This is a genomic window from Gammaproteobacteria bacterium, assembly GCA_037388465.1.
Classification (GTDB): domain Bacteria; phylum Pseudomonadota; class Gammaproteobacteria; order SpSt-1174; family SpSt-1174; genus JARRKE01.
The window spans coordinates 1-11678 of sequence record JARRKE010000062.1 but is presented as its reverse complement, the minus strand read 5'-3'; the positions used below and the strand labels follow the sequence as shown (position 1 = coordinate 11678).

Sequence of the window (11678 nt, the reverse complement as noted above, 5' to 3'; positions counted from 1 at the left end):
AGGCCGCGCTCGAGGCGCTGGGGGCCAAGGTCTCCGGCAGCGTGTCGGGCAAGACCTCGGCGGTGATCGCCGGCGAGGACCCCGGCTCCAAACTCGCCAAGGCCGAGTCGCTCGGCGTGGATGTGCTGGACGAGGCGGCTTTCAAGAAGCTGATCGCAGGCGGATAAGCGCCCGTTTTGCCAGGGCGCGCGGTTTCCGGTAAGGTGTGCGCCCGTTTGGGGTCCTCACTCGGGGTTGCCGGATGCATAAGTCTTCGTGGGCGGGTAGCAGCCTGCGCGCCATGGTACTGATTGCTGCGGTTCTCGGCCTGTCGGGCTGTGGAACCTCTTATGTGATCAACGCCATGGTGCCGACCAGCGGTTACACGGTCACGCACAATATCGCCTATGCATCCGGACCGCGCCACAAACTGGACGTTTATCGTCCGGTCAATGCCACCGGTCACAGTCCTGTCGTCATTTACATTTATGGTGGCCGCTGGCGCGCCGGCGACAAGTCGACCTACAAGTTCGCCGCGGAGGCATTGACCTCCCACGGTTACGTGGTGGTGATCCCGAACTATCGCCTGTTCCCGGAGGTGCACTTTCCGGCCTATGTGCAGGATGCGGCGCAGGCCGTGGCCTGGACCCATGCGCACGTCGCGGATTTCGGCGGCGACCCGAACGAGATGTACCTGCTCAGCCACTCCGCCGGTGCGCAGATCGGCGCGCTGCTGGCCCTGGACCCGGCGTATCTCGCTGCTGTCGGCGGGTCGCCGAACTGGTTCGCAGGCGTTGTCTGCATGTCCGGTCCTTACGATTTCAATCCGGACCAAAGCTGGGACCTGGCCGAGAACTTCGGCCCGCGGTCACATTATCCGCAGGCCATGGCGGTGAATTTCGTGACCGGGCACAACCCGCCCATGTTGCTGATGGCGGGCAAGGACGATCAGGAAGTGCCCTATACCCAGTCGGTGGAGCTTTACCGGCGCATCAAGGCTGCGGGCGGACCGGTGCAGCTCAAGCTGTTCAATGGCCTCGGCCACGTGGAGCTGATCGCGACGTTCGCCAACACCCTGCACTGGATCGATGGACGGCCCTTGAGCACGGTGGAGGGCTTTGTCGATCGGCGGGTGGCCAAGCGTGAACAGCAGCTGAAAATGGCGAAGGACACCACGCGCTAATTCATATCCGTGTAGGTATCTGCACGCGCGTTGGTTAAGGGGCGGCGAAGAGGCTTGTCGCCGCATTTGTACACTTACATCTGAAGATCACTATGTCAGAACGCGAAGGTATCATCCTGGCGGCCATCGACGGGTCGCAGAACTCTCTTCTCGCGGCCGGCGTGGGTGCACGCATGGCCAGTCTGCTGGGAGCGCATCTGGGGCTGATCCATGTGCTCGACGAGCCCGTGGTCAGTTTCTGGGGCGGAGTCGAGGCGCACATGAAGTCCGAGATCCGCACCGAGGCCGAGGCGACGCTGTCGGCATTCGCCGACAAGATCGCCGAGGTGTGCGAGGTCACCCCGGAATTCTTCATCGAAGAAGGCCTGCCCGAAGAGGTCATTCCCAAGGTGGTGGAGTCACAGCCCGACGTGATGATGGTCGTGGTCGGCCGCACCGGCCTGGACGGCGAGCACAAATCCCACCTGCGCAAGCGCAGCATCGGGCACGTCACGTCACGGTTGATCGAACGTCTGGCACTGCCGATCACCGTCGTACCGACCGATCTGCCTTCGTCCCATATCTGCGAGGCCGTGGCCAGACTGCGCGACGCACGCTGAGTCACCCCTCAAAATAACGAGATACGTAATCCCATGGAGATTTTTCTTCCCATAGCGCATATGGACGTCAACCTGTTGCTGATCCTGGTGTTCGGCGGCGTGGTTGGCTTTCTTTCCGGACTGGTCGGCGTCGGCGGCGGCTTCCTGATCACCCCGCTGCTGATCTTCATCGGCGTACCGCCGCTGGTGGCGGTGGCCACCGGCGCGGCCCAGATCGTCGGCACCTCGGCGAGCGGCACCTACGCCCACTGGCGGCTCGGCAACGTGGACTTCCGCATGGGCCTCGTCCTGCTGGTCGGCAGTTGGACGGGCGGTGCGGTCGGCGTCCAGGTCGCCAAGATGCTGGAGCAGGGCGGCCATTTCGGCACCATCGTGACCTTTCTCTACGTGGGCCTGCTCGGCTTCGTCGGCATCAGCATGCTGATCGAATCGCTGAACGCTTTGCGCGGCAGCGGCAAAAAGGGCGCGAAGGGGAGCGCAGACGAGACCAGGGCCGGGAAGCCCGGACTGATGGCGCGTCTGCCTCTGCAGATGGATTTCCCGATCTCCGGACTGCGGCTGTCGTTGCTGATACCGGTCCTGATCGGCGCCGCCGTCGGCGTGCTGACCTCGCTGATGGGCGTGGGCGGCGGCTTCATCATGGTGCCGGTCATGATCTATCTGCTGCGCATGCCCACCAAGGTGGTGGTCGGTACGTCGCTGTTCCAGCTGCTGTTCACCACGGCCGAGGTGTCCATCCTGCAGGCGGGCGTCAACCACGCGGTCGATCCCTTCCTGGCCTTGTCCCTGATCATCGGTTCCGCACTCGGCACCCAATGGGGTACGCGCCTCGGCGCCAAGCTGCCCGGCGAACAGCTGCGCCTGATCCTCGCGCTGGTGGTGGTCGCCGTCGCCGTGAAGATGCTGTTCGGCATCCTCATCAAGCCCGATGAACTCTACAACCTTGCCCTGACACGATAATGAAACGTCTAAGCCTATTTTTCATCCTGCTGCTCGGCATGCTCGCGGGGCGTGTCATGGCGGCACCCAATCTGGTTACCGAACTGGAAAAACACAGCGTCGATATCACGGCGCGCTACACCGGCGACAACATTCTGCTGTTCGGCGCGATGAGCAGCGCGGCGGATGTCATCGTCAAGGTCGTCTCGCCGGTGGAGAAGGTATCCATCAACCGCAAGGAAAAGATCGGGCCGTTCTGGCTGACCGGACACAAGCACGTGATCGAGGGCGTGCCGGGTGTCTTTTATCTGCTTTCCACGCGTCCCATCGACGAGATGCTGTCCAAGGAAGCGCAGGCCAAATACGGCCTGAATCTGCCCGCGACGCTGACCGATCTCAAGGCCACGCCTGAGGCCAAACATCCGGATCGCATGGATGACGCCATCCTGCGCATCAAGCAGCACACCAAGCATTACGTCGAAGACCCTTCCGCGGTAAAGGTCGAAGGCGGACGCCTGTTTGCGGCCACGATCAGCCTGCCGGCCAAGCTGCCCCTGGGCAAGTACCGGGTCGAGACCCTGCTGGTCAAGGATGGCCGGGTCGTCGCGACGCAGGATCAGAGCATTTCGGTCGACGAAGTGCATATGGAGCACTGGTTTTCCAATATGGCGGAAAACCACTCCTGGCTGTTCGGGACGCTGTTCACCCTGTTCGTGCTGCTGCTCGGCCTCGCCTTGGGTATCGCGCTGGGCAAGGGCGGTCCCAAACGCTGAATCTTTACCGTGTTGCACGGGGGGACTAAGCTCCCCCCTATGCAATGCGTAAAACACCTGTCCCTGACCGCCGCGATCGCTTTTTCCCTGCTCGCGGCACATCCCGCCGTGGGAGGTGAAACGATGCGGATTCACGCCCCTGCCTTTGGTGATCATCAATCCATTCCCGCGGTCTACACCTGTGACGGCGACGATATCGCGCCCGCGTTGAGCTGGTCCGACCTGCCGGCGGGTACGCGCAGTCTGGCGCTGATCGTCGACGATCCCGACGCCCCCGATCCGGCCGCGCCCAAAATGACCTGGGTGCACTGGGTGCTGTACAACCTGCCGCCCGAGAGTAGCGGCCTGCCGGAGGGCGGCAAACCGCTGCCGGACGGCACCCGCGAGGGAACCAACAGCTGGAAAAAAACCGGGTATGGGGGACCTTGTCCGCCCATTGGCCGGCATCGTTATTTCTTCAAGCTCTACGCGCTGGACGAGATGCTGCCCGACCTCGGCCGTCCGGATTCCAAAGCCCTGGAAAAGGCCATGCAGGGGCACGTGCTCGAGGAGGCGGAACTGGTCGGCACCTACCAGCGCTGATTCGTCTGCACGCTTGAGAGATTCGTGACATAAAAAAAGCCCGCGCACTGCGCGGGCTTTTTTGTCGCTCGAAGACGGCGGGTTATTTGCTGTCCGAATCCTTGGTGTCTTCCTGCTTGTCCCCGCTGTCGTCCTTGCCGTTGGTGTCGGCGGAGGGCAGGGTGGCGTTGACGACCTTCACCTCGGCCTTGTTGCGCATATCCGTGATGTACTGGGTCAGGCGCTGGTTGGCGATGAAATTGCGCACCCGCTCTTTCGACTCGTCGAAACTCGGCACCGGCATCTTGCGGGAATTCTCCAGTTCGATGACGTGCCAGCCGAACTGGGTGTGCACCGGTTCCTTGGTGTACTGACCCTTTTTCAGCTTTTTCACGGCCTCGGAGAAGGGCGGCACCATGCTTTCGGGATTGAACCAGCCGAGCTCGCCGCCCTGCGGGGCGGACGGTGCGATCGAATCCTTCTTGGCCAGCTCCGCGAAGTTTGCACCCTTTTCGAGTTTCTTGATCACGGCCTCGGCCTCGGCCTTGGTCTTGGTCAGGATGTGCCGGGCCTTGTACTCGTAAGGCGGCATGGCGGCGACCTGCGCATCGTAGGCCTTTTTCAGCTCGTCATTGCTGATCTTGAAATCGGCCACCTTTTCACGCAGCAGGGTGGTGACGAGCAGGTTCTCGCGCATGGCCTTCAGGCGCAGCTTGATGTCGGGGCGGTCCTCGATGCCTTCCTTGATGGCCTGCTGTTCGAGCACGGTGGTGTTGATCAGCTGATTGAGTATCTGCGACGGGTCGGCCGGTGCGCGGGGATCGGCCTGTTCACGCAGTTTTACCGCCATCTCCAGTTCCTGGCGACTGATGACCGAACCGTTCACGACCGCCGCGGCGTCGGCGCTGGACTGGTCCGCGGCCGCTTTCTGCGATTCGGACTTCTTGCCACAACCGCCCAGCATGACCACGGCGAGCAGGCCGGCGGCTCCGATCAGAGCAATACGGGATTTCATAGGGATTCCTTGTGGTTGAGGTTCGACGGCTAATCAAGCCCGGCTAGTGTAAACAAAAAAAGGGCGCTGCGCCGCGCCGGCGGCACGTCTCGAGGCGGGTCAGGGCAGGGTCTTGCGGAAGGGTTTGACCTCGACCCTGGCGTATACGCCGGCCTCGACGTACGGGTCTGCGCCGGCCCAGTGCTGGGCCTCCTGCAGGGAGGGGAATTCGGCGATAACCAGGCTGCCCGTAAACCCGGCCGGGCCGGGATCCTCGCTGTCGATCGCCGGGTGCGGTCCGGCCAGCAGCAGGCGTCCTTCGGCCTTCAGGGCCTCCAGGCGTTCCAGGTGGGCGGGCCGTGCCTTGAGGCGCGCTTCCAGGCTGTTGGGATGATCCTCGGCGAGGATGGCGTACCACATCAGGTCTGGCCCTCTATGTTTTCCATATGGCGCGCCAGGTAGATCGCCTGTGCCAGGATGAAGATCACCGTCAGGCCGAGCATCCCGAACAGTTTGAAGTTCACCCAGGCCGCCTCGCTCATGGTGTAGGCGACGGCCAGGTTGGCCAGGCCCGAGACGAAGAAGAACCCGATCCACAAGTGGCTGAGACGCCGCCAGACCGCGTCGGGAACGCTGATGGCGTGATTCATCAGGCGCTGGATCAGGGGACGGCTGCCGACGTAGTGGCTGATCAGGAAGGCCAGCCCGAACATCCAGTTGACCAGCGTGGGTTTCCACTTGATGAACAGCGGGTCGTGCAGGAACAGGGTGGCGCCGCCGAGCACGGTGATCAGCCCCAGCGAAACCAGGTGCATCTTTTCGAAGTGGCGGTGGCGCAGCCAGTAGGCGCCGACCTGCAGGAAAGACGACACGATGGCCACGGCGGTCGCCAGGTAGATGGCGTCGCTGGCCTTGCCCGGCGTCAGGTTCAAGCCCGGCAGACCGTTCAGTGCCGTAACCAGCTCGGCGGGAAGCTGCCCGTAGAGCTTGTAGACGGCGAAAAACAGGATGACCGGGAAGAAGTCGAACAGCAGCTTCATAGCGACCCAATCATACACGAAACCTCCGCCCCGGGTGGTGTAAACTGGCCGCTTGATCCAGGAAGCCTACATGAGCCAGTACTTCGAGATTCATCCCGAAAACCCCCAGCAGAGGCTGATTCACCAGACCGTCGGTATCATCGAACAGGGCGGAGTCATCGTCTACCCCACCGACTCCTGTTACGCTCTGGGCTGGGATATCGACAACAAGGCAGCCATGGAGCGGGTGAAGCGCCTGCGCCGCCTGGACGACCGCCACAATTTCACCCTGGTGTGCCGGGATCTGAGCGACATATCCAATTACGCCAAGCTCGACAACATCGCCTACCGCCTGATTCGTAACCTCACGCCGGGGCCGTATACCTTTATCCTCAAGGCCACTCACGAGGTGCCCCGCCGCCTGCAGCCGCCCAAGCGCAAGACCGTGGGGCTGCGCATCCCGGACAATGCCATCGCCCAGGCGCTGACCGAAGCCCTGGGCCGGCCGCTGATGAGCACCAGCCTGATCATGCCGGACGAGGACATGCCGCTGACCGATCCCTACCAGATCCGCGTTCTGCTCGAGCATCAGGTCGATCTGGTCATCGATGGCGGATTCTGCGGGCTGGAGCCGACCACGGTGGTCGATCTCACCGAGGGTGCACCGGAGATCATCCGCAAGGGACGCGGCGAAATCGACTGGCTGCAGGCGCATTGAGGCCATGGCGCGGCACTTTTACGCTGCGATGGGTCCTATAGTGACCGTCCGTACTGAATCCAAGGTAAGCAAGTGAGCACGATCCAATTCATCGCCATCGCCATCCTGCCGCTGCTGTTCGCCATCACCATGCACGAGGTGGCCCACGGCTGGGTGGCCCTGCGTTTCGGCGACACGACCGCCAAGATGCTGGGGCGCCTGTCGTTCAACCCCATCAAGCACATCGACCCGATCGGCACCCTGCTGGTGCCTGGCCTGATGATGCTGCTGGGCGGCATCATCTTCGGCTGGGCCAAACCCGTGCCGGTGAATTTCAACAATCTCCATCATCCGCGCCGCGACATGGCCTGGGTGGCCATCGCCGGGCCCAGCGCCAATCTGCTCATGGCCATCGGCTGGGCGTTGATCATGAAACTGGCCCTGCTGCTGCACACCGGTTCGCTGGAGTGGCTGGCGCGGCCGTTGATCTACATGGGCTCGTTCGGCATCAAGATCAATCTGATCCTGATGGTGCTGAACCTGCTGCCGATCCCGCCGCTGGACGGCGGTCGGGTGCTCTCCGGGCTGTTGCCGCCGCGCGCGGCGATGTATCTCGACCGCGTCGAGCCCTACGGGCTGATCATCCTGATCCTGCTGCTGTTCACCGGCGTGCTGGGCGGCATCCTGTTCCCGATGTATCAGGGGCTGGAGGGCCTGCTGCTGCAGGCGTTTGGCCTGCCCGCTGTGTTTACTTAAAATCCCCCTTTTCCCGAATCCGTTTGGAGTCCTCTTGAGTTCCGTTTCCGGCAAGAATCAGCGCGTGCTTTCCGGCATGCGCCCCACGGGCGCCCTGCATCTGGGGCATTATCACGGCGTCCTCAAAAACTGGGTCGAGCTGCAGCACAGCTACGAATGTTTCTTCTTCGTGGCCGACTGGCATGCGCTGACCACCCACTACGAAGATCCCTCCATCATCGGGGACAACGTGTGGGACATGGTCATCGACTGGCTGGCGGCCGGCGTCAATCCGGGCTCCGCGACCCTGTTTATCCAGTCGCGGGTGCCGGAGCATGCCGAACTGCACTTGTTGCTGTCGATGATTACGCCGCTGGGCTGGCTGGAGCGGGTGCCGACCTACAAGGACCAGCAGGAAAAGCTCAAGGAGATGGACCTGTCGACGTACGGGTTCCTCGGCTATCCGTTGCTGCAGAGTGCGGACGTGCTGATGTACAAGGCGGGGCTGGTGCCGGTCGGCGAGGATCAGGTACCCCACGTCGAGATGACCCGCGAGATCGCCCGCCGCTTCAACCATCTCTATGGCCGCGAGCCGGGTTTTGAGGAAAAGGCCGAGGCCGCCGCCGACAAGATGGGCAAGAAGAATGCCCGTCTGTACCGCGATCTGCGCCGTGCCTATCAGGAGCAGGGCGACATGCAGGCGCTGGACGTGGCCCGCGCCATGCTGGAGTCGCAAAGCAACCTGTCGCTGGGCGACCGCGAGCGCCTGTTCGGCTACCTGGAGGGCTCCGGCAAGGTCATCCTGCCCGAACCCCAGGTCCTGCTGACCGAGGCGGCCAAGATGCCCGGTCTGGACGGGCAGAAGATGTCCAAGTCCTACGGCAACACCATTGCGCTGCGCGAGGCGCCGGAAGAGGTCGAGCGCAAGGTGCGCACCATGCCCACCGATCCGGCCCGGGTGCGCCGCAGCGATCCCGGCGACCCGGAAAAATGCCCGGTCTGGCAGATGCACCTGGTCTATTCCGATGACGAGACCAAGGCCTGGGTGCAGGAAGGCTGCCGCAGCGCTGGTATCGGCTGCCTGGACTGCAAGCAGCGCGTCATCGAAGGCATCCTGTCCGAGCTGAAACCCATCCGCGAACGCGCCCTGGAATACCAGGAAGACCCCGGCGCTGTGCGGACGATCATCGCCGAGGGGTGCGAGGCCGCGCGTGACATCGCGCGCGAAACCCTGGAGGATGTACGCAAGGCCATGTGCCTCAACTACAAGTAATGGCACGCAGGTCGGGGGGAAGCCAGGCATGACCGAGCACGAGGAAACCAAGGCGGAGCTGGCCGTCCAGCAGAGCGAAATGCCGTTCGCCATCGTCTATGGCGAGCCGCTGACCACGCCGCCGCAGGATCTGTACATTCCGCCGGATGCCCTGGAGGTCTTTCTGGAGGCCTTCGAGGGGCCGCTGGACCTGCTGCTTTACCTGATCAAGCGCCAGAACCTCAATGTGCTGGACATCCCCATCGCGGCGATTACCCGCCAGTACATGCAATACATCGAGATGATGCGCGAGATGCGTCTCGAACTGGCGGCCGAGTATCTGGTGATGGCCGCCATGCTGGCCGAGATCAAGTCGCGCATGCTGCTGCCGCGCCCCGTGGAGGCCGAGGACGAGGAAGACCCCCGGGCCGAGCTGGTGCGTCGTCTCCAGGAATACGAACGCTTCAAGCAGGCGGCCGAGGACCTCGACGAAATCCCTCGCATGGGCCGGGATGTGTTCCCGCTGGAGGTGGAGCCGCCCGAACTGGAGAAGACCCGCCCGGAGCCCGAGGTGAAGCTCAAGGACCTGCTGCTGGCATTTTCGCAGGTACTGGTACGTGCCGATCGTACGGCGCATCACCAGATCCAACGCGAATCCCTGTCGGTGCGTGAGCGCATGACCCAGGTGCTGTCGCGTCTGAACACCGACGGCTTCACCGATTTCCAGCACCTGTTCGACCCCGAGGAGGGTCGCGGCGGGGTGGTGGTCACCTTCCTGGCCATACTCGAATTGCTCAAGGGGCACCTGATCGACTGCGTGCAGTCCGAGCCCTATGCCCCCATTTACGTCAAGCCGGCCAGTGGGGCCGTCGAAACCTGAACGTGCAGGACCGAGAATGATGGATACCGACAAGCTCAAACTGATTCTGCAGGCCGTGCTTATGGCGGCCGAGCAGCCGTTGAGCATCGAACAGATCGAACGGGTGTTCGAGGACGACGAAGAACGCCCCGAGCGGGCGCAGATTCGCTCTGCGCTGGAAGCCCTTGCCGATGCCTGCGAAGGGCAGGCCTACGAACTCAAGCAGGTCGCCGGCGGCTGGCGCCTGCAGGTGCGCCAGGACTACGCCGGCTGGGTCGGCCGCCTGTGGGAGGAAAAGCCGCCGCGTTACTCGCGCGCCGTGCTCGAGACCCTGGCGCTGATCGCCTATCGCCAACCGATCACCCGCGGCGAGATCGAGGATATCCGCGGCGTGTCGGTCAGCACCCATATCGTCAAGACCCTGACCGAGCGCAACTGGGTCAAGGTCGTGGGGCACAAGGACCTGCCGGGACGCCCGTCCCTGTACGGCACGACGCGCGAGTTCCTCGATTACTTCAACCTCAAGACCCTGGACGAACTGCCCACGCTGGCCGAGATTCGCGACCTGGACAGTATCGTGCCGCAGCTCGATCTGGGAGATAACGCCGAAGAAGGCGTGGCGACGGCCCATCTGGCCGCCAACGAGGAAAGGGCAGAGGGGGATGAGGTTATCGAGAGCGGCGCAGCATCGATTGAAGCAGCCGCGCAGGAAGACGAGGAGGCCGTGTTTGAAGCCGCCGAGGAAGACGACTTCGATCAGGACGAGGCGGAGGACGAGCTGCCCGACGTGGCCTCCGAACCGCCGCCAACGGACACCCGTCATTAAGATCTGTTCTGACGGGGTGCGACCGCACCCCGTGTTTTATCTTCTCAGATTACTTTTCCAGTAACCGCGGCATGAGCATGACCAGGTTGCAGGGCATGGTGCGATTGTCCAGCTGCGCCTGAATCAGCTTCGTCCAACCGGTGCGGCAGGCGCCGGAAGAGCCTGGCAGGCAGAAGAGGTAGGTGCCGTTCGCGACCCCGGCGATGGCCCGTGACTGCAGGCTCGACGTGGCGATCTCCTCGTAGGAGATCATCCGGAACAGCTCGCCGAATCCTTCGATTTCCTTATCCAGCAGCACCTTGACGGCCTCCGGTGTGCCGTCACGGCCGGTCACGCCCGTGCCGCCGGTGCTGACCACGGCATGCACGTCCGGGTCCGCGATCCAGCGCGACAGCTCGGCGCGGATACGGTAAACGTCGTCGGGCACGATCTGTTTTTCCGCCAGCCTGTGGCCGGTTTCGGTCACCGCCTTGCTCAGATATTGCCCCGAGGTATCGTTTTCTTCCGTGCGGCTGTCGGAGATGGTCAGGACGGCGATATTGAGGGGAATGAATTCACGTTTGGACATGGGTTTTTACCTTCTGGACGGCCGGCTATCCGGATGAACAGCCGGATAGCCGAATGATTGGCGCATCCTAATACAGCCCGACAGCCGCGTTAAGATATTTCAGATCGTCCGGCAAGGTGCGGACCTGCCCCGGAAAGTGGTGCGGCCATTGGTGCAGCGTAGCAAGAGCTGCATGCCGGCGTTTTGTCACACCTCGATCTTGAAGCCCAGATCGACATCGCAACCTGCCTGTCCCCCACGAATCCCCCAGTTCTCCTTGCTGATTTCACGCAGCAGGATTTTGACGTGGTTTTTGGGGATGCCGAACGGTTCGAGGTTGTCGACGATAGCCTTGTACAGATTGCGCTTGGCTTCGAGCGAGCGGCCCGCAAACGCATCGATGCTGATGTGGGTATAAACCTCCGGCTTTTCCCTGTCCGGCGGGCAGGCAAAGCGGTGTGGTTCATGGACGATCAGGCGAACATGTTTATCGCCGGGCAGGATCTTGAAGGCTTCGCGCAATGCGGCATGCACCGCTTCCATGAGGGCGATCTCCTGTTCTTGCGTGTATTGCTTTCTTACTTCGATGAGTACGCTGGGCATATTCCCCTCTTAGTTCTTCGTCTTGTAATGCGTAGATGGTGGCTGTCACAACTGCCCGGCTAAAACCAATGATCGTGCATGCGAGACAACCAGTCGGCTGTCAATGCTATGC

At 62.6% G+C, this 11678-nt stretch carries 16 protein-coding genes; 11 read left to right on the top strand and 5 right to left on the bottom strand.

Annotated elements, in window-relative coordinates:
- From P8Y64_11120 to P8Y64_11095, 6 genes are all read left to right on the top strand, one after another.
- A partial coding sequence (locus tag P8Y64_11120) for a hypothetical protein (GenBank protein MEJ2061016.1) occupies nt 1-167 on the top strand: 167 nt, incomplete at its 5' end.
- Between the two features lie 74 nt (nt 168-241).
- Nucleotides 242-1162: an alpha/beta hydrolase gene (locus P8Y64_11115; GenBank protein ID MEJ2061015.1), complete on the top strand. Its 921-nt coding sequence runs from the start codon at nt 242-244 to the stop codon at nt 1160-1162.
- Between the two features lie 92 nt (nt 1163-1254).
- Nucleotides 1255-1761, top strand: coding sequence for a universal stress protein (locus P8Y64_11110; GenBank protein MEJ2061014.1), 507 nt, complete (start codon nt 1255-1257; stop codon nt 1759-1761).
- Between the two features lie 33 nt (nt 1762-1794).
- Complete coding sequence (locus P8Y64_11105) at nt 1795-2721, top strand: sulfite exporter TauE/SafE family protein (GenBank protein MEJ2061013.1); 927 nt, start codon at nt 1795-1797, stop codon at nt 2719-2721.
- Nucleotides 2721-3473 carry a TIGR02186 family protein gene (locus P8Y64_11100; protein MEJ2061012.1) on the top strand — a complete coding sequence of 251 codons (753 nt, stop codon included), beginning with the start codon at nt 2721-2723 and terminating at the stop codon, nt 3471-3473. The genes P8Y64_11105 and P8Y64_11100 overlap by 1 nt, the downstream gene beginning before the upstream one ends.
- A 123-nt stretch (nt 3474-3596) precedes the next feature.
- A complete protein-coding gene (locus P8Y64_11095; protein MEJ2061011.1) occupies nt 3597-4055 on the top strand; it encodes a YbhB/YbcL family Raf kinase inhibitor-like protein in 459 nt (152 codons plus the stop codon).
- An 82-nt stretch (nt 4056-4137) separates the two neighbouring features.
- Here P8Y64_11095 and P8Y64_11090 read toward each other — a convergent pair whose 3' ends face one another.
- The 3 genes from P8Y64_11090 to P8Y64_11080 form a co-directional block, all read right to left on the bottom strand.
- Nucleotides 4138-5049, bottom strand: coding sequence for a peptidylprolyl isomerase (locus P8Y64_11090; protein ID MEJ2061010.1), 912 nt, complete (start codon nt 5047-5049; stop codon nt 4138-4140).
- A gap of 99 nt (nt 5050-5148) precedes the next feature.
- On the bottom strand, nt 5149-5448 hold the full coding sequence (locus P8Y64_11085) for a YciI family protein (protein MEJ2061009.1): 300 nt from the start codon (nt 5446-5448) through the stop codon (nt 5149-5151).
- Nucleotides 5448-6068, bottom strand: a complete 621-nt coding sequence (locus tag P8Y64_11080) for a septation protein A (GenBank protein MEJ2061008.1) — start codon at nt 6066-6068, stop codon at nt 5448-5450. The genes P8Y64_11085 and P8Y64_11080 overlap by 1 nt, the downstream gene beginning before the upstream one ends.
- Nucleotides 6069-6138: 70 nt before the next feature.
- On the opposite strand from P8Y64_11080, the gene P8Y64_11075 reads away from it, so the two are divergent.
- The 5 genes from P8Y64_11075 to scpB all read left to right on the top strand — a co-directional run bounded on the left by P8Y64_11075 (nt 6139) and on the right by scpB (nt 10416).
- Entirely contained in the window at nt 6139-6765 is a 627-nt protein-coding gene (locus P8Y64_11075; protein MEJ2061007.1) for an L-threonylcarbamoyladenylate synthase, read from the top strand.
- A gap of 72 nt (nt 6766-6837) precedes the next feature.
- Complete coding sequence (locus tag P8Y64_11070; GenBank protein MEJ2061006.1) at nt 6838-7500, top strand: site-2 protease family protein; 663 nt, start codon at nt 6838-6840, stop codon at nt 7498-7500.
- 34 nt (nt 7501-7534) lie between these two features.
- Entirely contained in the window at nt 7535-8752 is a 1218-nt protein-coding gene (locus P8Y64_11065) for a tryptophan--tRNA ligase (GenBank protein ID MEJ2061005.1), read from the top strand.
- A 28-nt stretch (nt 8753-8780) separates the two neighbouring features.
- Nucleotides 8781-9611, top strand: a complete 831-nt coding sequence (locus P8Y64_11060) for a ScpA family protein (protein ID MEJ2061004.1) — start codon at nt 8781-8783, stop codon at nt 9609-9611.
- Between the two features lie 19 nt (nt 9612-9630).
- The gene (gene scpB / locus P8Y64_11055; protein ID MEJ2061003.1) at nt 9631-10416 is read left to right on the top strand and encodes an SMC-Scp complex subunit ScpB; all 786 of its coding nucleotides are present in this window, start codon (nt 9631-9633) and stop codon (nt 10414-10416) included.
- Nucleotides 10417-10465: 49 nt separating this feature from the next.
- Here scpB and moaB read toward each other — a convergent pair whose 3' ends face one another.
- Together moaB and P8Y64_11045 are read right to left on the bottom strand one after the other, a co-directional pair.
- A complete protein-coding gene (moaB, locus tag P8Y64_11050; GenBank protein ID MEJ2061002.1) occupies nt 10466-10984 on the bottom strand; it encodes a molybdenum cofactor biosynthesis protein B in 519 nt (172 codons plus the stop codon).
- 186 nt (nt 10985-11170) lie between these two features.
- On the bottom strand, nt 11171-11566 hold the full coding sequence (locus tag P8Y64_11045) for a tautomerase family protein (GenBank protein ID MEJ2061001.1): 396 nt from the start codon (nt 11564-11566) through the stop codon (nt 11171-11173).
- Between the last annotated feature and the right edge of the window lie 112 nt (nt 11567-11678).

What these genes read in the sequence shown, in the direction of transcription:
- P8Y64_11115 (MEJ2061015.1), top strand. Translation starts at nt 242, where the DNA reads ATGCATAAGTCTTCGTGGGCGGGTAGCAGCCTGCGCGCCATGGTACTG.
- P8Y64_11110 (MEJ2061014.1), top strand. Translation starts at nt 1,255, where the DNA reads ATGTCAGAACGCGAAGGTATCATCCTGGCGGCCATCGACGGGTCGCAG.
- P8Y64_11105 (MEJ2061013.1), top strand. Translation starts at nt 1,795, where the DNA reads ATGGAGATTTTTCTTCCCATAGCGCATATGGACGTCAACCTGTTGCTG.
- P8Y64_11100 (MEJ2061012.1), top strand. Translation starts at nt 2,721, where the DNA reads ATGAAACGTCTAAGCCTATTTTTCATCCTGCTGCTCGGCATGCTCGCG.
- P8Y64_11095 (MEJ2061011.1), top strand. Translation starts at nt 3,597, where the DNA reads ATGCGGATTCACGCCCCTGCCTTTGGTGATCATCAATCCATTCCCGCG.
- P8Y64_11090 (MEJ2061010.1), bottom strand. Translation starts at nt 5,049, where the DNA reads ATGAAATCCCGTATTGCTCTGATCGGAGCCGCCGGCCTGCTCGCCGTG.
- P8Y64_11085 (MEJ2061009.1), bottom strand. Translation starts at nt 5,448, where the DNA reads ATGTGGTACGCCATCCTCGCCGAGGATCATCCCAACAGCCTGGAAGCG.
- P8Y64_11080 (MEJ2061008.1), bottom strand. Translation starts at nt 6,068, where the DNA reads ATGAAGCTGCTGTTCGACTTCTTCCCGGTCATCCTGTTTTTCGCCGTC.
- P8Y64_11075 (MEJ2061007.1), top strand. Translation starts at nt 6,139, where the DNA reads ATGAGCCAGTACTTCGAGATTCATCCCGAAAACCCCCAGCAGAGGCTG.
- P8Y64_11060 (MEJ2061004.1), top strand. Translation starts at nt 8,781, where the DNA reads ATGACCGAGCACGAGGAAACCAAGGCGGAGCTGGCCGTCCAGCAGAGC.
- scpB (MEJ2061003.1), top strand. Translation starts at nt 9,631, where the DNA reads ATGGATACCGACAAGCTCAAACTGATTCTGCAGGCCGTGCTTATGGCG.
- moaB (MEJ2061002.1), bottom strand. Translation starts at nt 10,984, where the DNA reads ATGTCCAAACGTGAATTCATTCCCCTCAATATCGCCGTCCTGACCATC.
- P8Y64_11045 (MEJ2061001.1), bottom strand. Translation starts at nt 11,566, where the DNA reads ATGCCCAGCGTACTCATCGAAGTAAGAAAGCAATACACGCAAGAACAG.